We start from the raw sequence: 20,563 nt of genomic DNA, 5'->3' as shown, positions 1-20,563 counted from the left end.
CAGGGCCCGGTGGAACCAACCGCTGGAGCGCGCCTACCCACTCAACCGGGTGTGTCCTCACCCTCGTCGTCATCGGATTCGGCCAGGACGGGCGAGGCGTGGTGCGACCAGAGCTTCCAGCCGTCGGGTGTGCGGTGGAACACGTTGGTGGCGACGACGAGCTGGCCCACCAGCGGGCCCAGTTCGTCGCTGTCCTCCGGCGGCGGACCGCCGCTGAGGATGTTCTCCGTGCAGGTCACCAAAGCGGTGTCGCCGGTGACGGAGACGTGCACGTCGGTGAGGAAGAACTGGATGTACTCGGTGTTCGCCATGATCAGCGCGTACGACCTGAGGACCTCGCCGCGGCCGAAGAGCACCGGCCAGCCGGGGTGCACGCAGGAGATGACCGCGGCGTCCGCCGGGTCGTGGACGTCCTCGTCGATGCCGAGGTCGGCCGGCGTGATCCACAGGGAGGACAGCTCCTCGAAGTCGCCCCGCTCCATCGCCTCGTAGTACGCGGTGTTGGCGAGCTCGACCTGCTCGACGTCGATGTGCGGGGCGTTCACCGGTCTCCTTCCCCGTCCAGCTCGCGGGGGCCGGGGACCTGGGCCGCGGCGGTGCCGGCGGCACGGGCACCCTCGACGGCCCGGGCCACCCGGACCGCGTCGGCGGTGGCCCGCACCTCGTGCACGCGCACCGCCCAGGCGCCCTGCTGGGCGGCGAGCGCGGAGACGGCCGCGGTGGCGGCGTCCCGTTCCCGGGCGGGCGGCGGGGCGCCCTCGGGGCCCGCGAGGACCCGGCCGAGGAAACGCTTGCGGGAGGCGGCGACGAGCAGCGGGTGGCCGAGGGCGCGCAACCGGTCGAGGTGGGCCAGGAGGGTCAGGTCGTGCTCCGCCTCCTTGGAGAAGCCGAGGCCGGGGTCGACGACGATCCGGTCGGGGGCGATGCCGCCCGCCAGGACGGCCTCCACGCGCGCGTGCAGTTCGTCGACGACCTCGGAGACGACGTCCTCGTAGGAGCCCTTGACGTTGCCGCCCGCGAGGAAGCCGCGCCAGTGCATCACCACGAAGGGGGCTCCGGCGGCGGCGACGACCGGGATCATCGCGGGGTCGGCGAGGCCGCCGCTGACGTCGTTCACGAGGGCGGCCCCGGCGGCGAGGGACCGCTCGGCGACGGAGGCGCGCATGGTGTCGACGGAGACGGTGACCCCCTCGGAGGCCAGTCCGCGCACGACCGGGATGACGCGCCGCAGTTCCTCGGCCTCGTCGACGCGGGTGGCGCCGGGGCGGGTCGACTCACCGCCGACGTCCACCAGGTCGGCGCCCTCGGCGACCAGGCCGAGACCGTGCTTGACGGCGGCCGTCGTGTCGAACCAGCGGCCTCCGTCGGAGAAGGAGTCGGGCGTCACGTTGACGACCCCCATCACCGCGCAGCGGTCCCATGCCGGCAGTCCCGCCACTTCGCCGCGCCCGCTCTTCGTGCTCATGCGTCCAGCCTAGGGGGTGTCGTTCGGATCCCCCCTGGCCCGGGACGCCCGGTACGGCCCCTGGCGGCGCCGTGACAGGACCCGGTCGCGCCCGGTACGTAGGTCGCGCGCCGTCCGTGAGGCACTCCGCCGTACGCGGTGGCCGGATCCGAAGTGATCCACCCGACACCCCTCGGCTCGGCCGGGGCGACTCGGCGGCGCGGGCGCAGACCTCGTCCCGGGCCCGTGGGCGGCTGCTACGCCGCTCTGATCTCGCGTTCCGTGACGCCGTGCGGGCACGGGCGGGGGGCCGCGGCGCGGCGGCGCAGCAGCCGGGGCAGGGCGAGCTGCACGAAGCCCTCCGCCTGCATGGCCGCGAGGCCGATCCGCGGCAGCTCCCCGGAGGAGCGGTAGACGACGAAACGGGGTTCCCAGCGGGGACGGAACTTCGCGTTGAACTTGTACAGGGACTCGATCTGGAACCAGCGGGAGAGGAAGACCAGCAGGCCGCGCCAGGCGCGCAGCACCGGACCGGCCCCGATCTTCTCGCCGCGGGCGAGGGCGGAGCGGAACATCGCGAAGTTCAGCGAGACCCGGGCGACGCCGAGCCGGGGGGCCGCCTGGAGGGCGGCCACGATGAGGAGTTCGTTCATGCCGGGGTCGGCCGAGCGGTCGCGCCGCATGAGGTCGAGGGAGACGCCGTCGGCGCCCCACGGGACGAAGTGCAGGACGGCCTTGAGATCGCCGTACGGACCCGGCTCGGCGTCGGCCCGGTGGGCGGTGGCGATCAGGCAGTCCCCGTCGGCGGGGTCGCCGATGCGGCCGAGCGCCATCGAGAAGCCGCGTTCGGTGTCGGTGCCGCGCCAGTCCTCGGCCGCGCGCCGTATCCGGTCGAGTTCGCCCTCGCCGAGGTCACGCACGCGCCGTACCCGGGTCTCGTAACCGGCCCGCTCGATGCGCTTCACCATCTGGCGCACATTGCGCATCGCGCGCCCGCCGAGGCTGAAATCCGCCACGTCCACCACCGCCTCGTCCCCCAGTTCGAGGGCGTCGAGGCCGGTCTCGCGCGTCCACACCTCGCCGCCCGTCTCCGAGCAGCCCATGACGGCGGGCGTCCAGGAGTGGGCCTTCGCCTCGTCCATGAAGCGCTCGATGGCGCCGGGCCAGGCCTCGACGTCGCCGATCGGGTCGCCGCTCGCGAGCATCACGCCCGAGACGACGCGGTAGGTGACCGCCGCCTTGCCGCTGGGGGAGAAGACGACGGCCTTGTCGCGGCGGAGGGCGAAGTGGCCGAGCGAGTCGCGGCCGCCGTGCCTCTCCAGCAGGGCGCGCAGCCGGCTCTCGTCGTCGGGGGTCAGCCGCGCGGCCGGGTGTTCGGGACGGAAGGCCAGGTAGACCGTGGTGACCGCGGTCAGGAGGCCGAGGGCGCCGAGGGAGAAGGCGACCGTCCAGGAGGTGGGCCCGGTGTAGTCGACGGGGCCCGAGAAGCCGAACAGGCCGTAGAGCACGTGCTGGATGCGGTCGGCGAGGCTGGGGTCGCCGGTCATCCGGTCGGAGTGGACGCTCACGATGACCAGCCCGAGGACCAGGGAACCGGCGCCCATGAGCACGAAGTTGGCCAGCGCGCGCCAGCGGCTGCGCGGGTCGGGCAGGGCGGCGAACTCACTCCGGTGGCGCAGCAGCGGCGCGAGCAGGGCGAGCGAGATGACGACGCCGACGAGGGAGTGGCGGTACGCGAACTGGGCGAGGGCACCGGCCGGCAGGAGGACGACGGCGGCCCGCCACGCCCGGCGTTTGTGCCGGCGCAGGCCGTGCGCGAGGAGCAGCAGGAGCACGCCGGCGCTGAGCGACAGGGCGGCGGCGAACGGGCCGAGCGCGCCCGGCAGTACCTCGGCGACGCTGTGCATGCGGCTGTGCCGGAAGCGGGGGAAGACACCGGCGCAGACGTCCAGGAGTCCCACCAGGGTGCAGGCTCGGGCGACCAGCGCGGGGGCCGCCTCGGGGCTCGGGCCGCGCAGCAGACGCCGTGCCCGGCCCGGTCGGTCCGGAACCCCACCCGACAATTCGCCATCTATCCTGACAGACATCGCATCCCGTAGTTCCGCGAGAGACCGTGAATCCGGTGCCAATCCGGCATCCGGCGACATTGCGCCCTCTAGGACGGTGTCGTGGGGAGAGAGGTTCACTCCCTTCCGGAAAGCCGTTTCAAAAGGCAGGGAAAGTCCCGGGCAAGCGTTCGCGAAGGAGCGTCGCGCGAGCCCGGGACCGGAAAGCGCAGGCAGGAAGAGCCCATGGGTCTCACGAGCAACAAGGTGCTGGTGCTGGCGGTCTCGTCCGCCGTGCTGCTGTTCGTCGGCACGGTGTGGCTGTGGCCGCGGCTGGCGCGCCGCACCTGGCGGGCCGTCGGCGGCCGGGTCGGACTGCTGCTCGCCACGCAGGTCGCGGTCCTCGCCTCGATCGGGCTCAGCACCAACCAGGCCTTCGGCTTCTACGCCAGTTGGGCGGATCTGTTCGGCCGGGAGAGCGGACAGGGCGTGGTCGTCGACCACGGCACCGGCGGGGCCGGCGGCGGGCCCCTCAGGGTCACCGGCACCCAGCAGGTGAACGTGTCCGGCGGGGCGCGCCCGCGGATCGGCGGCCAGATCCAGAAGGTCGCCCTCGTCGGCCGTACGACGCACATCGCCACGCCCGCGTACGTCTATCTGCCGCCGGAGTACTTCCAGCGGCAGTACCGCACCCGGACCTTCCCGGCGGTCACGGTCCTCACCGGCTACCCGGGCACGGCCGAGGCCCTCATCAAGGGCCTGCACTACCCGCAGACGGCGCACGCGCTGGCCAAGGACGGGAAGATCCAGCCGATGATCCTGGTCATGCTGCGGCCGACGGTGGCGCCGCCGCGGGACACGGAGTGCGTGGACGTCCCAGACGGCCCGCAGGCCGAGTCCTTCTTCGCCAAGGACCTCCCGGACGCCGTGGCGGCGCACTACCGGGTGGGCCGGAAGCCGGGCAGCTGGGGTGTCGTCGGCGACTCCACGGGCGGGTACTGCGCGCTGAAGCTCGCCGTCCACCACCCCGGGACCTACGCGGCCGGTGCGGGTCTGTCGCCGTACTACGCGGCGCCGAACGACGCCACCACCGGCGACCTCTTCCACGGGGACCGGGCGCTGCGCGACCACGCCGACCTGTGGTGGTACCTCAAGCACCGGCCCGCGCCCGACACCTCACTGCTCGTCACCAGCAGCAGGCAGGGGGAGACGAACTACCGGGACACGCTGAGGTTCATAGAGCTGGTGAAGTCGAGGCGGCCGACGCGGATCTCGTCGGTCATCCTCGACAGCGGCGGCCACAACTTCAACACCTGGCGGCGCGAGATCCCGGGCACCCTCCAGTGGCTCAGCGGACGGCTGAGCGACCGCTGAACCCGCGTCAGGACGGCCGCCCGCGCGCGGGGGCGGCACGGACGACGCCTGCCTAGGAGCCGCTGACCGTCTCCAGGTCGACGTCCGCGCGGGCGATGTCCTGGGCGTCCGCGGCCGTGGAGCGGCGCAGCGCCTCGTGCAGCCGGGCCGGGGTGAGCACGCCGAGGAACCGGCCCTCGCTGTTCCCGTCGATGACGGCGATCCAGCCGGCGTCGTGCTGGAGCATCGTCGAGAACGCCTGCTTGAGGGACGCGCCGACCGGCAGCCACGCCTCCATCCGGCGGGCGTGCTCCCGGACCGTGCCGGTCCGCCCGTTCGCGTGCTCGGCGGAGATCCAGCCGTGCAGGTCCCCCTGAGCGTCCAGGACCACCGCCCAGCGCGCGTCGAGCTTCCTCGGCAGCGGGTCGTCGAGGCGCACCACCGGCGGCTGTTCGAGGTCGCTCTCCTCGATGGGTGTCACGGACAGCCGCTTCAGGCCGCGGTCGGCACCCACGAAGTCGGCCACGTACGGGGTCGCCGGAGCGCCCAGGACGGCGGACGGGGTGTCGAACTGCTCGATGCGGCCGGCGCCGTAGACGGCGATGCGGTCGCCGAGGCGTACGGCCTCCTCGATGTCGTGCGTGACGAACAGCACGGTCTTGCGCACGGACTGCTGGAGCCTCAGGAACTCGTTCTGGAGGTGCTCGCGCACCACCGGGTCGACCGCGCCGAACGGCTCGTCCATGAGCAGGACGGGCGGGTCCGCGGCCAGGGCCCGGGCGACGCCGACGCGCTGGCGCTGGCCGCCGGAGAGCTGCTCGGGGTAGCGGTCGCCGTAGACGGCGGGGTCGAGGCCGACCAGGTCGAGCAGTTCGGCCGCGCGCTCCCGGGCCTTGGCACGCTTGACGCCGAGCAGGTGCGGGACCGTCGCCGTGTTGTCGAGGACCGTCTTGTGCGGGAAGAGGCCGACCTGCTGGATGACGTAGCCGATACGGCGGCGGAGCTGGACGGGATCGATGTCCGCTATGTCGTCGCCGTCGAGGAATATCCGCCCGCTCGACGGTTCGATGAGGCGGTTCACCATCTTCATGGTGGTGGTCTTGCCGCAGCCCGAGGGGCCGACCAGCGTGACCAGTTCGCCCTCGGCGACCTCGAAGGACAGGTCGTCGACGGCGGTGGTGCCGTCCGCGTACCGCTTGGTGACGTTCTCGAACCGGATCATGGCTCCCCATTGTGGCCGCGGACGGCGGGTGTTGTGTGAAGGCAGTGTTTCGCTCGTACGGCGACTCTCGGCCATTGTCGGTGGTGGGCGTTAGGGTCGCCAGCAAGTCAAAACGATGTGCGGGTGCGCGGTCCACTGACATACGTTCGGTGATCCGGGGGAGGTGAGGCGGGTGAGCGAGCAGAACTGCCTGGTGGCGAACGACTGGATCTGCGGGGAGTACGTCCGCTCCCGCAGCCAGGAGTTGATCGACGCCACGGTGCAGCACGTGTGGATCACGGTGGCCTCGGTGGCCATCGGCGTCCTCGTGGCCTTTCCGCTGGCCCTGCTGGCCCGGCGCTTCCGCACCGTCGCCGGCCCGATCCTCGGTCTGACGACCGTCCTGTACTCGGTGCCCTCGCTCGCGATGTTCTCGCTGCTGCTGCCCGTGTTCGGGCTCTCGGCCGCCCTGGTCGTCACCGGACTCGTCCTGTACTCGCTCACGATCCTCGTGCGGAACATCCTCGCGGGACTCCAGTCCGTCCCCGAGGAGGCCCGCGAGGCCGCCAGGGGTCTGGGGTACGGCTCGGGGCGGCTGCTGTGGGAGGTGGAGCTGCCGCTGGCGCTGCCCTCGGTGCTGGCCGGCGTGCGCATCGCCACCGTCTCCACCGTGGCCCTGACGACGGTGGGGTACATCGTCGACTACGGCGGGCTCGGCACGCTGATCGTCAGCGGGCTGCGCAGCGACTTCAAGGCGCAGGTGCTCACCGCGTCCGTGATCTGCGTGCTGCTCGCCCTGGTGGCCGACCTGCTGCTGCTCGGCCTCCAGCGGCTGCTGACCCCCTGGACGCGGGCGACCCGCGCTCCCCGGACACGGCGGCGTCCGGCCCCGGCGAAGGTGGCTGAGGCGGCGTGAACGCGATAACGGGCGCCTTCGACTGGCTGACGACCGGGGCGAACTGGCAGGGAGAGAAGGGCGTCTGGCACCGGCTCGCCGAGCACCTGTACTTCAGCGGGGTCACCCTCGCCGTCTCCTGCCTGATCGCGCTGCCGCTCGCCCTGTGGCTCGGGCACATCGGCAAGGGAGGCGCGCTCGCCGTGAACCTCTCGAACGTGGGACGGGCGGTGCCCACGCTGGCCGTGCTCGTCCTGCTCACCCTCACCCCGCTCGGCCGGCACGGGGACCTGCCGACGCTCATCGCGCTGGTCCTGTTCGCCGTCCCGCCACTGCTGACGAACGCGTACATCGGGATGAGCGAGGTCGACCGGTCCGTCGTGGAGGCGGCGCGGGGGATGGGGATGAGCGGCGGCCAGGTGTTCCGCCAGGTCGAGCTGCCGCTGGCGTACCCGCTGATCATGACCGGGGTGCGGTCCGCGACGGTGCAGATCATCGCCACGGCCACACTCGCCGCGGCGGCGGGCGAGGGCGGCCTCGGCCGGATCATCACCGCCGGGTTCAGCCTGCAGAACACGCCGCAGGTGGTCGCCGGCGCCCTCCTGGTGGCGGTGCTCGCGCTGCTGCTCGAAGGCGCGCTGGTGCTGGCGGGACGGGTCTTCGACCCGATGCGCGGACGCCGGGTCACGACGCGGTGACGTCGGTTTTCTCTTGGGTGCGCGGTGACTCCCGGCCTGCGGGCGCACCGCGACGTACGACTTCTCGATAGGGGTAACGATGAACAGCAGAACGCGTCGGATGGCGGTCGCGGCGGTGGCCGTCGGCGCGCTGACCGCGGGCCTCACCGCGTGCGGCGGGGACAGCCTGGAGAACGACGGCTCCGGAAAGGAGTCGGGCGGCGCCAAGGGTGAACTCGTGATCGGCGCCGCCGGGTTCACCGAGGCGAAGGTCCTCGGCGAGCTCTACAAGCAGGTGCTCGGCAATGCCGGATACAGCGTCTCGGTCAAGACGGTCGAGAACCGCGAGATCTATGAACCCCAGCTGGAGAAGGGGGCGATCGACATCGTCCCCGAATACGCGGCGACGCTCGCGGAATTCCTCAACCTGAAGGAGAACGGCGCGAAGGCGAAGCCCGTCGCCTCCAGCGATGTCGACGCCACCGTCGGCGCACTGCGCAAGCTCGCCGAGCCGAAGGGCCTCAAGGTGCTGCCGGCCGGCGGGGCGGTCGACCAGAACGCGTTCGCGGTCAGCACCGAATTCGCGAAGAAGCACGACCTGAAGACCCTTTCGGACTTGGGGAAGTCGGGCGTCAAGGTCAAGATCGCGGCGGGCGACGAATGCGAGACGCGGCCCTTCTGCGCGCCGGGTCTGGAGAAGACGTACGGCATCGACGTCGCCGGAATCGACCCCAAGGGCGTCGGGACCACCCAGGCCAAGCAGGCGGTCAAGAACGGCACGGACCAGCTGGTCCTGACCACGACCACGGACGCGACGCTGAAGGACTTCGACCTCGTGCTCCTGGAGGACGACAAGAACCTCCAGAACGCGGACAACGTGCTCCCGGTCGTGAACGCGAAGGACGCGGGTGACAAGGAGATAGCCGACGTCCTCGGGAAGTTGACCGAGACGCTCACCACGGACGATCTCGTGGAACTCAACCGCAAGGTCGACGCGGAGCGCCAGAAGGAAGCCGATGTGGCCAAGGCGTATCTGGAGTCGAAGGGTTTGATCAAGAAGTGACCGTGCCGCCTCTCCGGCGGAATGCGGTGTTCTCGTGAGTGAGTGACCGGCTCACGGCGGAGATGAACTGACGGCCCCTGCGGCGTTCTCGCGAAGACGCGGAGGGGCTTCGTCAGGACGCCGTCACGGCCTTCGCGGAGTCGGCGTGGGGCCGGTGCGGGTGCCCGGGGCGTGAGAAGCCTGCGGGGTGGCTGTGTTTTTACCTCGCGGGGCTCCAAGATTCGCCTACGCGCGGTAAGTTTCTGGCCATGCCACGTGGACGTCACCGCCATTCCCCGCCTCTGCACAGGCTGCTGCCCCCTTCGGCGATCGCCGGCGTCGCGCTCGTCTACGCCGTCGGGCCCTGGCTGTTCACGGAGCCCGCGGTGCTCCGCGGGCTCGCCGCGGGAGCCGCGCTGACGACCGTCCTCGGCTCCGTCGTCATGCGCCGCTGGGACACGGCGGCGGGCAAGCGCGTCGCCGAACTCACGCGCGCGCGGGCGAGCGACGAGTGGCGCTACGAGGAGCGGGTCGCCGAACTGGAGACCGACCTCGAGGAGTCGCGCGAGCTGCGCGCCAAGCTGGAGCAGCGGCTGCGCGCCAAGCGGACCGAACTGGCGAACCTGCGCAACGAGCACGCGGCGCTGCTGCGGCGGTACGCCACGGCGGAGACGGAGCGCGCGACCGCGCTGGAGGGCCGCCGGCTGCTCGCGATAGAGAGCTCGGTGCCCGCCCGGGCGCTGCCCGCGTCCTCGTCCGACGCGGCCTCCCGCGCACCCGGGGCCGTGGCCTCTCCGGGAGCGGCCCCCGTCCCGTCGGCGGACCCCGAGTCCGTACCGGCCGCGGAGGCGGCGCCTACCGTCCCCGCACCGGCGGCTTCCCCCGCCTCCGAGCGCGCCGGCGATCCGCAGGACGCGCCGGGTCCGGACGCCGGTCAGGAGACCGAGAGCGCGCCCGAGGACGCCGCGCCGGAGTCCGACTCGGACAAGGCGTTCTCCCCGACGGGTTCCTCGCTCTTCCTGCGCGCCAACTCCGCGCTCGACCGTATCGTGGGCGAGCGGGCCGCGCAGACCGAGCCCGGCCCCGGCACCGACGACCCCAGCACCGACGACCCCGGCCCCGGCGCCCCCGCCAAGGGCCCCTCGGCCGACGCCGGTTCGGGCACACCGGCATCCAAGGCCACCGCGCAGGAGAGCCCGGCGAAGGACACCTCCGCGCGGGACACCTCCGCGCAGCAGGACGGCACGGCGGAGGACACCTCCGGGCGGGACGGCGCCGGGCAGGCGCGCGCCCGGGAGGACGAGGCCGAGGGGAAGCCGGGGGCGGTCGACGGGCACCAGCGCGCGGCCGCCGTGCCCGCGGCCGAGGCCACCGCCGCCACCCGCCCGACGACCGGCAGCCCCGCGGAGACGGCCCCCGTGACGCGGGCCGCCGCCGAGGACGCGTCCGCCGCGTCGGCCCTCACCCCCGTGAAGCCGACGAAGCCCGTCAAGTCGGTCCGGCCGTCCGGGCACTTCACCGTGCCGACCGCCGTGGCCGTCGTACCGACCGCGCCCCGGCGGCGCCAGGGCGTCGAGGGCGGGTTCGACTTCTTCGGCACGCAGAAGGGGACCTCCCCGGACGCGCTGGAGGCCGTGCAGAACGAGGACCTCGCCGACGTGGTCGGCCAGGAGGCGCTCGCGCTGCACAAGGCCGAGTCCGAGGCCGTCCAGTTCAAGCCGGCGGACGAGGAGTCCCGCGGGGTCGGCCAGGTCATCGACCTGACGGCGCACGACGAGACGGAGCAGATCGACGTGGCGGAGCTGCGGAGCGCGGTCTCCTGACCACGGAGGTCCACGAGTTCACCTGAGGGCACCGGCGACAGCGCCGGTGCCCTCACGCCGTAGCGGGGTCCGGGACTGCCGGTGCCTCACCCCAAGCCCCGTGACCGCCTTCACCTCGTAGCGGGTCCCGGGCGGCGCTCACGCCATCCACCGGTCGGGGCGGGCCTGCCGGCGGCCCGTGCGGGAGCGGTCGGCCTGGGACTGGAGGAGGTCCGCCGCCTCGCCCGCGTCCCGCAGCCGCGCCGTGACGGTCTTGTTGGCGCCGGTGTCCACGTGGACGTCCGCGAGTCCCTTGAGGCGCGACCAGGGCCCCTGCTCCAGCCGTACGCTCTGCACCTTCGCGTGCGGGACCAGGGCGAGGCTGCGGCGCAGCAGCCCGTGGCGGGCGACGAAGGCGGTGTCGGTGACGGCGAGGCCGTAGCCCCGCCACCAGAAGGGCAGGCACCAGCCGGCCCGGCGCGGCGGCCGCGCGAGGACGCCCGGCACGACCACACCGGGCAGCACCCGGGCGATCACCTCGTCCGCGACCTCGCGCGGCGCCACCGGCACGAGCACGGAGTTGGACGACCCGGCGACGTCCAGCTCGACGCGGACCCAGCCGCGCCGCCGCCACAGCAGCGGCTCCACGATCCGCACGGTCTGCACCCGGCCGGGCGGCACCGTCTCGTGCGTACGGTCGAGGAGCCCGTGGTCGATCCGCAGGCCGTCCGGGGACTCGCCCACCGTCCAGTCGTACTCGCCGACGAAGCGGCCCACGCTGCTCGCGCCCGCCGCGCCGAGCAGCGGCAGACCGGTCGCGAGGACCGTCCACACGCTGTGCGTGGCGAGCCAGAGCAGCGACGGCACGACGAGCGCGGCGACCAGGGACCCCCAGGTGGCGCCGGTGAGCACGAGGGAGACGGCGAGGACGCGGGCGGGCACGTGCAGGAGCCGCCGGGCCGGGGCCTCGCCGACCTCGTGCGCGGTGTCGGGGGCGAATCCGGCGGCGCGCGCGAGGAGTTCGGCGCGCAGGGCGCGGGCCTCGTCCTCGCCGAGGTAGGCGAGCTCGTCCTTCTTGTCGGTCCCTATGACGTCGAGTTTCAGCTTGGCGACGCCGGCGACGCGGGCCAGCAGGGGCTGGGTGACGTCGACGGCCTGGAGCCGGTCGAGCCGGATGTGCGCGGTGCGGCGGAACACCAGTCCGGTGCGGATGCGCAGGTCGGTGCCGGTCACCGCGTAGTGGGTGAACCACCAGGTCAGGAAGCCGTAGAGGGCGGCGGCGGGGACGAAGACGGCGAGTCCGACGAGCAGGGTGGTCGTCGTCAGCCGGGTGAGCTGGGCCTGCGCCTGGTTGGGGTCGTGCACCGCCCAGCCGGCGAGCACGGCGACCGGCGCCCAGGCGCGCCGCAGCGGGGTCACCGGATGCAGGCGCTGCTCCACGAGCGGCCGCACCTCCGCCCCGGCACCCGCCGAGGACGTCCCCGGCGCGGCGGCGGGTGCCGGGAAGCCCGCGGAGTCCGGCGATCCGTGGGCGGGCGCGCTGCCGCCGGCGGCCGTGAGTTCTACCGGGCCGGGGGCGAGTGGTGTCCCCGGAGTGCTGGAAGGTTCCGGCAGGGGCGTGTCCGCGGCGGCCGGGTCCGCCGGGCCCGGCGGCGGGGTCACAGGCCCGCCGATCGGGCCTCGCCGAGTTCCGTCAGCCGGTCGCGCAGCCGCTCGGCCTCCTCGGGGTCGAGGCCGGGGATGCGGGCGTCGGTCGCCGCCGCGGCCGTGTGCAGCTGCACGCTCGCCAGCCCGAAGTACCGCTCCACGGGCCCCGAGGTGACCTCCACCAGCTGCATGCGCCCGTACGGCACGACGGTCTCCTCGCGCCACAGCACGCCCCTGCTGATCAGCAGGTCGTCCGCGCGCTCGGCGTACCGCCAGGAGCGCCAGTTGCGCCCCAGCATCGCCCAGCCCCACAGGATCAGGGCGAGGGGCAGCAGGGCGAAGGCGGCCCAGCCGGGACCGGCGAGCAGCCAGAGCCCCACGGCCACGGCGATCGCCAGCAGTCCCGCCCACACCACCAGCAACAGCCGTCGCATCCGTAGCAGGCCCGGCGGCAGGCCGGTCCAGACGGGCTCGCCCGCCGCGTTCCGTGTGGTCCCCGTCTCCATGCCGCAAGGGTACGTACGAGAGACTGTCCCCATGACTCCCACGACGGAGACCATGGTCGGTATCGGCGGCGCCGCGGAGAGCACCGACATGGTGCTCAACATCGGGCCTCAGCACCCGTCCACGCACGGCGTGCTCAGGCTGCGGCTCGTCCTCGACGGCGAGCGGATCCAGCACGCGGAGCCGGTCATCGGCTACATGCACCGCGGCGCGGAGAAGCTCTTCGAGGCCCGCGACTACCGCCAGATCATCATGCTCGCCAACCGCCACGACTGGCTCTCCGCCTTCTCGAACGAGCTGGGTGTCGTCCTCGTCGTGGAGCGGATGCTCGGCATGGAGGTCCCCGAGCGCGCGGTGTGGATGCGCACGCTCCTGGCGGAGCTGAACCGCGTCCTCAACCACCTGATGTTCCTGGGGTCCTACCCCCTGGAGCTGGGCGGGATCACCCCGGTCTTCTACGCCTTCCGGGAGCGCGAGGAACTCCAGAACGTCATGGAGGAGATCTCCGGCGGGCGCATGCACTACATGTTCAACCGCGTCGGCGGCCTCAAGGAGGACCTGCCGGCCGGCTGGACCACCCGCGCGCGTGAGGCCGTCGCCTCCGTGCGCTCGCGGATGGACGTCTACGACGACCTCGTCCTCGGCAACGAGATCTTCCGCGGCCGCACGCGCGGGGTCGGCGTGCTGTCGCCCGAGGCCGTGCACGCCTACGGGGTGAGCGGCCCGATCGCGCGCGCCTCCGGCGTGGACTTCGACCTGCGCCGGGACGAGCCGTACCTCGCCTACCCGGAGCTCCAGGACACGCTGAAGGTGGTCACCCGCCAGGAGGGCGACTGCCTCGCCCGCTTCGAGTGCCTCCTGGAGCAGACGCACGTCGCCCTGGCGCTCGCCGACGCCTGCCTCGACCGGCTCGCGGAGCTGGCGCCGGGACCGGTCAACCAGCGGCTCCCCAAGGTCCTCAAGGCCCCCGAGGGGCACACGTACGCATGGACCGAGAACCCGCTGGGCATCAACGGCTACTACCTGGTGAGCAAGGGCGAGAAGACCCCGTACCGGCTGAAGCTGCGCTCGGCCTCGTACAACAACATCCAGGCGCTCACCGAACTGCTGCCGGGCACGCTGGTGGCGGACATGGTGGCGATCCTCGGGTCACTCTTCTTCGTGGTCGGGGACATCGACAAGTAGGTCCGCCGCGTCCCCGGGCGGGCCGATCCGCACGCCGCCGACGGGCTGGAGCAGCCAGCCGAAGTCGCCGAGTCCGCCCGTCGCGGTGAGCTCGGCGGCCTCGCCCGCCTCCGCGAGGGCCCGCACGTAGCCGGCCGGGTCCGTGGCGGCCAGGGACAGCGGCGGGCGCCCGCCGCGCACCCCCAGCGCCCTCAGGGCCGCCCGCTGTGTCGTCAGGAGCGCCCCGGGCAGCGCGCACGCGTCCAGCGCCACGTGCGCCGTGATGTCGCACGACCCGTCGGGCACGGGCACCGTCTCCCGGCCCGCACGGAAGCCGGTGAGCGTCCCGAAGGGCGGCCGGGCGCCCGCGAAGTGCGCGTAGTCGGCGGCGACGGCAAGACCGCGGTCCAGGGCGGCGACGGCGTCGGCCCAGGCGGCGTCCCGGGGGAGGCCGATCTCGGCCCGCATGCCCTCGGACGGGACCGGCCACCAGCGCGCGAGCCACTCGGCGCCGGCCCCCGCGACCGGCGGCCCGAGCCGCTCCGTCCCGTCCTGTCGTACGAGCACCAGCCGGGCCACGCCCTCCGCGTCCGTCTCGGCCACGTCCACGGGCACGTTGTCGAGCCACTCGTTGGCGAACAGCAGCCCGGTGACCCCGCGCGGCGGCTCGGACAGCCACTCGATGCGGTGATCGAGGCCCCTGGGGCGCGCGGCCCGCTCGACCGCGTACAGCCGCGCGCGGGCGGCGACCTCCTCGGGCAGCGCGGCGAGGACCCCCGCCGCGAGTTCGCCCCGGCCCGCCGCCATGTCGACGAAGGCGAGCGCGGCCGGGCGCCCCAGGGCCTCGTCCACCCGGCACAGCAGGCGCGCCACGGCGCGCGCGAAGAGCGCGGAGGCGTGGACGGACGTCCGGAAATGACCCGCGGGCCCTTCCGGACGCCGGTAGAACCCTCCGGGCCCGTACAGCGCCTCCTCGGCCGCCGCCCGCCAGCCGCGCGCGCCGTCCGCCGTCGTGTCCGTCATCGGGCCAGGTTAGGCCCCGTTTCGCGGCGGCTCCGGCCCCGGCCGGGCGGGTCCGGTAGGCGCGGAGGACTGGAAGCCCTCCACCTTGGGGAGTACGCGTGCGGGTTCCGGATCGATCCTCCGGTTGACCCCTGCACACACCACGCTTCCCTACTCTGGGTTACGTGCAGCGCCTCTATGACTTTCTCCGCCGGTACCCGACGTGGGTCGACAGCTTCTGGGCCGTCGTCCTGCTCGGGATCACCGGCGTGAGCCTCAGCAGTGTCAGCGGGGCGTCCGAGCACCGGGGGCCGCTCCCCGTGGCCGTCCCGGTCGCCGTCGTCCTGTGTCTGGTCGTCGCGCTGCGCCGCCGGATGCCCGAGAAGATGCTCGTGCTGGCGGCGGCCACCGGTGTCGCACAGCTCGTCCTGGACGTAGGGGTGTCGCCCGCGGACTTCGCGATGCTGGTGATCATCTACACCGTCGCGGCGGACGGCGCCCGCTGGGCCTCCAGATTCGCCCTGGTCGGCGGGCTCTGCGCGGCGGCCCTGTCCCAGCTGCGCTGGCCGCAGGAGGCGACGGGCACCCCGGGTGTCGTCCTGATAGCGGTCTTCCAGACGGTGCCCTTCGCGCTGGCCTGGGTGCTGGGCGACTCCATCCGCACCCGCCGCGCCTACCTCGCCCAGCTGGAGGAGCGCGCCGCCCGGCTGGAGAAGGAGCGCGAGGCGCAGTCCAAGGTCGCGGTCGCCGCCGAGCGCGCCCGCATCGCCCGGGAACTGCACGACGTCGTCGCGCACAACGTGTCCGTCATGGTCGTCCAGGCCGACGGTGCCGCCTACGTCCTCGACGCCGCGCCCGACCAGGCCAAGAAGGCGCTGGAGACCATCTCGGGCACCGGCCGGCAGGCCCTCGCCGAGATGCGCCGCCTGCTGGGCGTGCTGCGCACCGGCGAGCACCAGGAGGGCGGCGAGTACGTGCCGCAGCCCGACGTCGAGCAGCTCGACGACCTCATCGAGCAGGTGCGCACCGCGGGGCTGCCCGTCGACTACAAGGTGGAGGGCACCCCGCGCCCGCTGCCCAGCGGCGTCGAGCTCACCGCCTACCGCATCGTGCAGGAGGCCCTCACCAACACCCGCAAGCACGGTGGCCCGAACGCCGGTGCGAGCGTGCGCCTGGTGTACTTCGACGACGGACTCGGACTGCTCGTCGAGGACGACGGCAAGGGCGCCCCGCACGAGCTGTACGAGGAGGGCGGCGCCGACGGCAGGGGGCACGGCCTGATCGGCATGCGTGAGCGCGTCGGCATGGTGGGCGGCACCCTGGACGCGGGACCGCGCCCCGGCGGCGGCTTCCGCATCAGCGCCCTGCTGCCGCTCAAGGCCGCCCACTGACACCTGTACGTACGTTCGCCGAGACACTTGTACGCATCCGACCCGCGGTCCCGTGGCCGCCCCGACCCCGTACGCGTCCGAACCCGGCCCATGACCCCTGTACGAATCTGAGAGGGACCCCCGATGGCGATCCGCGTGATGCTCGTCGACGACCAGGTGCTGCTGCGCACCGGCTTCCGGATGGTGCTCGCCGCCCAGCCGGACATGGAGGTCGTGGCCGAGGCGGGCGACGGCGTCGAGGCCCTGGAGGTGCTGCGCGGGACCGAGGTCGACGTGGTGCTGATGGACGTGCGCATGCCGAAACTGGACGGCGTCGAGACGACCCGCCGCATCTGCTCCCAGGCGGAGCCGCCGAAGGTGCTGATCCTGACCACCTTCGACCTCGACGAGTACGCGTTCTCCGGACTGAAGGCGGGCGCCTCCGGCTTCATGCTCAAGGACGTGCCGCCGGGCGAGCTGCTGACCGCCATCCGCTCCGTGCACAGCGGCGACGCGGTGGTCGCCCCCTCGACCACCCGGCGCCTGCTCGACCGGTTCGCGCCGATGCTGCCCACCGCCGGCAAGCAGCCCCAGCACAAGGAGCTGGAGCGGCTCACCGACCGCGAGCGCGAGGTGATGGTGCTCGTCGCGCAGGGTCTGTCGAACGGCGAGATCGCCGCCCGGCTGGTCCTGTCGGAGGCGACCGTCAAGACGCATGTGGGCCGCATCCTCACGAAGTTGGGGCTGCGCGACCGGGTGCAGGTCGTCGTCCTCGCCTACGAGACGGGGCTCGTACGGGCGGGCGGCCACGGCTGACCGGGGGCGTGACCAGGGTGTGACCGGCGGCCACTAGGGTCTGCGCATGCTCCTGTGGATCAACGGCCCTTACGGGAGCGGTGATCCGTCAAGATGCAGCCGCACACGAGATCCGGCGGCGGCTGCCCGGCTCCGTCATCTGCGACCCGGAACACGCCGGCTTCGGTCTGCGCCGCATGCTCCCGCCCGAACTCCGCGGTGACTTCCAGGAGTTGACGTCCTGGCGGCAGGGCGTGGTCGAGGTGCTCGACCTCGCCCTGAGCGGGCACGACGGTGTTGTGATCGCCCCCATGACGGTCACCGAGCCCCGCTGCTTCGACGAGACCGTCGGGCGGCTGCGCGAACTGGGCGACGACGTACGGCACTTCACCCTCCTCGCCGAGCGGGAGACCGTGCTGGCGCGGCTGCGCGAGCGCGGCTTCGGTCACCTGCTCCGGTACGTGGCCGGGAAGGACGCACCCCTGCGCCGGGAGAGCTGGGCGGTGGAACGGCTCGACCACTGCCTGGAGCGGCTGCGCGAGCCGGAGTTCGCCGAGCACCTGTGGACCGACCACACGACGGTCGCGAGAACCGCCGAGCGCATCGCTGTGCTGGCCGGACTGACCCTCGCACCGAACCGGGACGGCGTGCTGCGGGGGCGGCTGCGCCGGGCGTGGACGGGCGCGCGGCACATCCGCTTCGACTGAGGCCCGGCGCGGGACGCGCTCAAGTGGTCAGCGGAGGATGCCCTCCAGGAAGTCGCTCCCCAAACGCGCGACCGCCGTGACGTCGAGCTGGTGCAGGACGTACCGGCCCCGGCGGCGCGTGGAGAGCAGGCCGGCCTTCTTGAGGACGCCGAGGTGCCGGGATATCTCGGGGGCCGTCATGCCGTGCACCTGCGCCAGCTCGCCCGTGGTGTAGGCGCTGCGGGCCAGATGACGGCAGATCCGCATCCGGACCGGGTGGGACAGTGCCGTCATCCGCAGGGTGAGCTGCTCGACCGAGGGCGGGGCGGCGAGTTCGGGGGAGCCGACCGGGTAGTGCAGCACCGGCTGCCACCCGTAGCGGTGCAGGACCATCAGGTGGGGCCAGCCGAGGGTGGTGGGCACGAGCAGCAGGCCGCCGTCGGCCGTGGCCGTGTGTCCGTCGGCCAGCTTGTCCACGACGATCCGCCCGGCGGACTCGTCCAGCGTCACGGCGGAGGAGACCGAGGCGAGCGCCTCGGCCAGGCCCCGGCGCCGGAACAGGTCGGTCTTGTGCCGGGCGTCCACCGCGAGCTGGTGGCGCAGCCGCGACCACGCCTCGGCGAAGAACGCCTCGTCGCAGTCCTCCAGGAACTGCCGCAGCCAGGTCCGCACGCCCGGCGGGTCCTCCAGCAGCCGCCGGGCGAACCGCACCTGGCGCGGCCCGCGGGACGCCGCCAGGTCCAGGGCACGCGCGCGCAGCCCGGAGTCCGAGAGCGTGCCGGGCCCGGGAGCGTCGTACGTCAGGGCGCCGGTGAACTCCAGGGCGGCGGCCACGAACTGCTCGTCGCTCAGCTTGTCCAGCAGGTCCAGGTCCTCGGCGAGCGTGGCCCCGGGCAGGGTGAATCCGCCGGGGATGCCGGCGGAGGGCAGGAAGAGGTCCGAGAACGTCGTACGCCACAGGAAGTCGGCCTCGCACATGCGGTCGGCGAGGTGGGGGTCGAGGCCCGCTGTCACGGTGGTCGCCCAGGCCTGGAGCCCCGGGTGGTGGCCCGGCTCGGACAGGGCGTGCAGCGCCATCCCGAGCTCGGCCAGCGGGGACGGCACGAAGGCCACCCGCTCCCGCCGCAGCCCGATGACCTCGATGCTCACGCTCATGCCCTCATGGTGCACCGGGCCACTGACAACGCCGTCCCCGATTGACACCGGTCGTCAATCGAGGGGACAGACGCCGCGAGCGGGCGCAGGCTGGGAGTACCGGAACCCGGAGTACCGGTTCCCTGAGTGCCGGAGTACCGAACACGGAGTACCTGAGCAGCCCAGTACCTGAGCACGGATGACCGGGACGCCGGAGTGCCGGAAGCGCCGGGCACCGCGGGTCCACCGCCCGCCCGGTCCCCTCCGCTCCCGTCCCGAGGAGGCGATCCGCCGTGAGCGTCACCCAGCAGTACCTTCTGGACACCTGCCGGGCCCGGCAGCACGGCGAGCCCGCCCCGCCCGCGCCCGGTACCCACGACCGGCAGACCCTGCGTGAGCTGCGCGACCTGCGGCGGTTCCGCTCCGTCCTGGCCGGGCGCCCGGCGACGGGCCGGCTGCGGGGGGCCGTGCGCCGGTGGCGGCGGGGCGGACCGCTCCCGGGCCCCTGACGTGGGGCCACGGCACGGGCGGGACCGGGACGCCGGTTCCCTACCGGAGGTCCGGCAGCCGCGCCGCGAAGTCCCCGGCGGCCGCCCGGGCCTCGTCGGCCGTCCAGTCGAGGCCCGCGGACCGCACGCCCACCTCGGTGTAGGACACCCCCGGCCCGCCCCGGGCCCACGGGCTGACGAACAGGTACGTGCCGGTCTCCTCGGCCTGGGCGGCGGCCGCGTCCTCCAGCACGTCCGGGTCGTACGGCAGCCAGACCTGGAAGTCGTGGGTGTGCGGCACCTCGGGGTGGACGCGTGCCCACGGCACCCCGGCCGCCGCCAGCCCCTCGCGCAGGGCGGCGGCGATCACGCGCGCGTGGGCCACGTACTCGGGCAGCCGGGGCAGCTCGCGCTCCAGGCCGGCGAGCGCGGACAGCACCGCGGGGAACTGCTGGACGACCATGCCGCCGTAGCGGTGGCGCCAGGTCTTCGCCTCGTCGACCAGGGAGCGCGGTCCGGCCACCGCCGCGCCGCTGTACCCGTCGAGCGACTTGTAGAACGACACGTAGACGCTGTCCGCGAGGCCCGCGATCTCGTCCAGAGGGCGCCCGAAGTGCGGGGTGCACTCCCACAGCCGCGCCCCGTCGAAGTGGACCACCGCGTCGCGTTCCCGCGCCGCCTCCACCACCTCGGAGAGCTCCTCCCAGGTGGGCAGGACGAAACCGGCGTCCCGGAGCGGCAGTTCCAGCATCAGCGCCCCGAAGGGCTCGTCGAAGTCGCGTATCTCCCCGGCGGTCGGCAGCCGGGGCTCGCTCGTGACGCGCACCGTGCGCAACCCGCTGACCGCGCTGAACGCGTTCCGTTCGTGCACCTCGGGATGGGACAGCGCGTGCAGCGCGACGGTCGGGTTCCCGGTGCGGGCGGCCCAGCAGCGCAGCGCCACCTGCTGCGCCATCGTGCCGGTGGGGAAGTAGGCGGCGTCCTCCGTGCCCAGCAGTCCGGCGACGCGCTCCTCCAGGGCCTCCACGATGCCGTTCCCGTAGACGTCCACCGGGGCGTCCAGGTCGTACAGGTCCGCCGCCCCGTCCAGGACCGCCAGCCGCTCCCGCAGCGTCGCCCGGTGGCCCGACCGGGCCAGCACGCGCCGGGCGCTCCGGTAGGCGGCGGTCCGCCGCTCGCGCCGCCGCTCGGCAGTGGCCACCCCGGACTCCGGGGCGCGCTCCGGCCCCGCCCCGGAGCCGTGCCCGGCCGCCCCTCCGCCGTCCTGCTCTTCGCCGTGCTCCGCCGTATCGCTCATCCCCGGATCATCTCCCG

18 protein-coding genes and 1 pseudogene are annotated in these 20,563 nt (G+C 73.4%); 10 read left to right on the top strand and 9 right to left on the bottom strand.

Translation table 11 applies throughout. From position 1 onward, the window contains the following. Positions 1-41 precede the first annotated feature (41 nt). The 3 genes from ACFYQQ_RS16340 to ACFYQQ_RS16330 form a co-directional block, all read right to left on the bottom strand. Complete coding sequence (locus ACFYQQ_RS16340) at positions 42-545, bottom strand: nuclear transport factor 2 family protein (RefSeq protein WP_355791886.1); 504 nt, start codon at positions 543-545, stop codon at positions 42-44. Then, positions 542-1,465 carry a dihydropteroate synthase gene (folP, locus tag ACFYQQ_RS16335; RefSeq protein ID WP_356237979.1) on the bottom strand — a complete coding sequence of 308 codons (924 nt, stop codon included), beginning with the start codon at positions 1,463-1,465 and terminating at the stop codon, positions 542-544. The genes ACFYQQ_RS16340 and folP overlap by 4 nt, the downstream gene beginning before the upstream one ends. Before the next feature lie 236 nt (positions 1,466-1,701). Further along, complete coding sequence (locus ACFYQQ_RS16330; protein WP_388904799.1) at positions 1,702-3,531, bottom strand: phosphatidylglycerol lysyltransferase domain-containing protein; 1,830 nt, start codon at positions 3,529-3,531, stop codon at positions 1,702-1,704. Between the two features lie 204 nt (positions 3,532-3,735). Here ACFYQQ_RS16330 and ACFYQQ_RS16325 point away from each other — a divergent pair, with 204 nt between their 5' ends. After that, the gene (locus ACFYQQ_RS16325) at positions 3,736-4,863 is read left to right on the top strand and encodes an alpha/beta hydrolase-fold protein (RefSeq protein ID WP_355781142.1); all 1,128 of its coding nucleotides are present in this window, start codon (positions 3,736-3,738) and stop codon (positions 4,861-4,863) included. Between the two features lie 52 nt (positions 4,864-4,915). On the opposite strand, the gene ACFYQQ_RS16320 is transcribed toward ACFYQQ_RS16325, so the two are convergent. Further along, the gene (locus ACFYQQ_RS16320; protein ID WP_355781138.1) at positions 4,916-6,064 is read right to left on the bottom strand and encodes a betaine/proline/choline family ABC transporter ATP-binding protein; all 1,149 of its coding nucleotides are present in this window, start codon (positions 6,062-6,064) and stop codon (positions 4,916-4,918) included. 172 nt (positions 6,065-6,236) lie between these two features. Here ACFYQQ_RS16320 and ACFYQQ_RS16315 point away from each other — a divergent pair, with 172 nt between their 5' ends. The 4 genes from ACFYQQ_RS16315 (at position 6,237) to ACFYQQ_RS16300 (ending at position 10,480) form a co-directional block, all read left to right on the top strand. Further along, positions 6,237-6,959, top strand: a complete 723-nt coding sequence (locus tag ACFYQQ_RS16315) for an ABC transporter permease (protein ID WP_355781135.1) — start codon at positions 6,237-6,239, stop codon at positions 6,957-6,959. Beyond that, positions 6,956-7,636, top strand: a complete 681-nt coding sequence (locus tag ACFYQQ_RS16310; RefSeq protein ID WP_355781132.1) for an ABC transporter permease subunit — start codon at positions 6,956-6,958, stop codon at positions 7,634-7,636. The genes ACFYQQ_RS16315 and ACFYQQ_RS16310 overlap by 4 nt, the downstream gene beginning before the upstream one ends. A gap of 79 nt (positions 7,637-7,715) precedes the next feature. Beyond that, complete coding sequence (locus ACFYQQ_RS16305; RefSeq protein WP_355781130.1) at positions 7,716-8,678, top strand: ABC transporter substrate-binding protein; 963 nt, start codon at positions 7,716-7,718, stop codon at positions 8,676-8,678. A gap of 248 nt (positions 8,679-8,926) precedes the next feature. Next, positions 8,927-10,480 carry a hypothetical protein gene (locus ACFYQQ_RS16300; RefSeq protein WP_388904798.1) on the top strand — a complete coding sequence of 518 codons (1,554 nt, stop codon included), beginning with the start codon at positions 8,927-8,929 and terminating at the stop codon, positions 10,478-10,480. Between the two features lie 138 nt (positions 10,481-10,618). Here the strand turns inward: ACFYQQ_RS16300 and ACFYQQ_RS16295 are convergent, their stop codons facing one another. Together ACFYQQ_RS16295 and ACFYQQ_RS16290 are read right to left on the bottom strand one after the other, a co-directional pair. Then, complete coding sequence (locus ACFYQQ_RS16295; RefSeq protein ID WP_388904797.1) at positions 10,619-11,911, bottom strand: PH domain-containing protein; 1,293 nt, start codon at positions 11,909-11,911, stop codon at positions 10,619-10,621. Between the two features lie 206 nt (positions 11,912-12,117). Further along, on the bottom strand, positions 12,118-12,612 hold the full coding sequence (locus ACFYQQ_RS16290) for a PH domain-containing protein (protein ID WP_355794486.1): 495 nt from the start codon (positions 12,610-12,612) through the stop codon (positions 12,118-12,120). 31 nt (positions 12,613-12,643) lie between these two features. Here ACFYQQ_RS16290 and ACFYQQ_RS16285 point away from each other — a divergent pair, with 31 nt between their 5' ends. Further along, a complete protein-coding gene (locus ACFYQQ_RS16285) occupies positions 12,644-13,795 on the top strand; it encodes an NADH-quinone oxidoreductase subunit D (protein ID WP_355794485.1) in 1,152 nt (383 codons plus the stop codon). Here ACFYQQ_RS16285 and ACFYQQ_RS16280 read toward each other — a convergent pair. Then, a complete protein-coding gene (locus ACFYQQ_RS16280) occupies positions 13,760-14,797 on the bottom strand; it encodes an SAM-dependent methyltransferase (RefSeq protein WP_356163846.1) in 1,038 nt (345 codons plus the stop codon). The genes ACFYQQ_RS16285 and ACFYQQ_RS16280 overlap by 36 nt on opposite strands. Positions 14,798-14,961: 164 nt before the next feature. Here ACFYQQ_RS16280 and ACFYQQ_RS16275 point away from each other — a divergent pair, with 164 nt between their 5' ends. The 3 genes and pseudogenes from ACFYQQ_RS16275 (at position 14,962) to ACFYQQ_RS16265 (ending at position 17,648) form a co-directional block, all read left to right on the top strand. Continuing rightward, positions 14,962-16,167 carry a sensor histidine kinase gene (locus ACFYQQ_RS16275; protein WP_355790428.1) on the top strand — a complete coding sequence of 402 codons (1,206 nt, stop codon included), beginning with the start codon at positions 14,962-14,964 and terminating at the stop codon, positions 16,165-16,167. 123 nt (positions 16,168-16,290) lie between these two features. Further along, a complete protein-coding gene (locus ACFYQQ_RS16270) occupies positions 16,291-16,962 on the top strand; it encodes a response regulator transcription factor (protein WP_355790430.1) in 672 nt (223 codons plus the stop codon). A 46-nt stretch (positions 16,963-17,008) separates the two neighbouring features. Continuing rightward, positions 17,009-17,648, top strand: a pseudogene (locus ACFYQQ_RS16265) (ATP-binding protein). Between the two features lie 27 nt (positions 17,649-17,675). On the opposite strand, the gene ACFYQQ_RS16260 reads toward ACFYQQ_RS16265, so the two are convergent. Continuing rightward, positions 17,676-18,782, bottom strand: a complete 1,107-nt coding sequence (locus tag ACFYQQ_RS16260; protein ID WP_355790433.1) for a DUF5937 family protein — start codon at positions 18,780-18,782, stop codon at positions 17,676-17,678. Positions 18,783-19,054: 272 nt separating this feature from the next. Here ACFYQQ_RS16260 and ACFYQQ_RS16255 point away from each other — a divergent pair, with 272 nt between their 5' ends. Further along, positions 19,055-19,270, top strand: a complete 216-nt coding sequence (locus ACFYQQ_RS16255; RefSeq protein WP_356237976.1) for a hypothetical protein — start codon at positions 19,055-19,057, stop codon at positions 19,268-19,270. A 40-nt stretch (positions 19,271-19,310) separates the two neighbouring features. On the opposite strand, the gene ACFYQQ_RS16250 is transcribed toward ACFYQQ_RS16255, so the two are convergent. Beyond that, positions 19,311-20,546, bottom strand: a complete 1,236-nt coding sequence (locus tag ACFYQQ_RS16250) for a threonine aldolase family protein (RefSeq protein WP_388904796.1) — start codon at positions 20,544-20,546, stop codon at positions 19,311-19,313. Positions 20,547-20,563 lie beyond the last annotated feature (17 nt).

It is taken from the genome of Streptomyces sp. NPDC005496 (genome assembly GCF_042872045.1).
In the GTDB taxonomy this organism is placed as follows: Bacteria; Actinomycetota; Actinomycetes; order Streptomycetales; family Streptomycetaceae; genus Streptomyces.
Note: the sequence above shows the minus strand (reverse complement) of the source record. Positions and strands in the feature narration are given on the sequence as shown.

What these genes read in the sequence shown, in the direction of transcription:
- ACFYQQ_RS16285 (WP_355794485.1), top strand. Translation starts at nt 12,644, where the DNA reads ATGACTCCCACGACGGAGACCATGGTCGGTATCGGCGGCGCCGCGGAG.
- ACFYQQ_RS16330 (WP_388904799.1), bottom strand. Translation starts at nt 3,531, where the DNA reads ATGTCTGTCAGGATAGATGGCGAATTGTCGGGTGGGGTTCCGGACCGA.
- ACFYQQ_RS16290 (WP_355794486.1), bottom strand. Translation starts at nt 12,612, where the DNA reads ATGGAGACGGGGACCACACGGAACGCGGCGGGCGAGCCCGTCTGGACC.
- ACFYQQ_RS16325 (WP_355781142.1), top strand. Translation starts at nt 3,736, where the DNA reads ATGGGTCTCACGAGCAACAAGGTGCTGGTGCTGGCGGTCTCGTCCGCC.
- ACFYQQ_RS16305 (WP_355781130.1), top strand. Translation starts at nt 7,716, where the DNA reads ATGAACAGCAGAACGCGTCGGATGGCGGTCGCGGCGGTGGCCGTCGGC.
- ACFYQQ_RS16270 (WP_355790430.1), top strand. Translation starts at nt 16,291, where the DNA reads ATGGCGATCCGCGTGATGCTCGTCGACGACCAGGTGCTGCTGCGCACC.
- ACFYQQ_RS16250 (WP_388904796.1), bottom strand. Translation starts at nt 20,546, where the DNA reads ATGAGCGATACGGCGGAGCACGGCGAAGAGCAGGACGGCGGAGGGGCG.
- ACFYQQ_RS16300 (WP_388904798.1), top strand. Translation starts at nt 8,927, where the DNA reads ATGCCACGTGGACGTCACCGCCATTCCCCGCCTCTGCACAGGCTGCTG.
- ACFYQQ_RS16320 (WP_355781138.1), bottom strand. Translation starts at nt 6,064, where the DNA reads ATGATCCGGTTCGAGAACGTCACCAAGCGGTACGCGGACGGCACCACC.
- ACFYQQ_RS16280 (WP_356163846.1), bottom strand. Translation starts at nt 14,797, where the DNA reads ATGACGGACACGACGGCGGACGGCGCGCGCGGCTGGCGGGCGGCGGCC.
- folP (WP_356237979.1), bottom strand. Translation starts at nt 1,465, where the DNA reads ATGAGCACGAAGAGCGGGCGCGGCGAAGTGGCGGGACTGCCGGCATGG.
- ACFYQQ_RS16260 (WP_355790433.1), bottom strand. Translation starts at nt 18,782, where the DNA reads ATGAGCGTGAGCATCGAGGTCATCGGGCTGCGGCGGGAGCGGGTGGCC.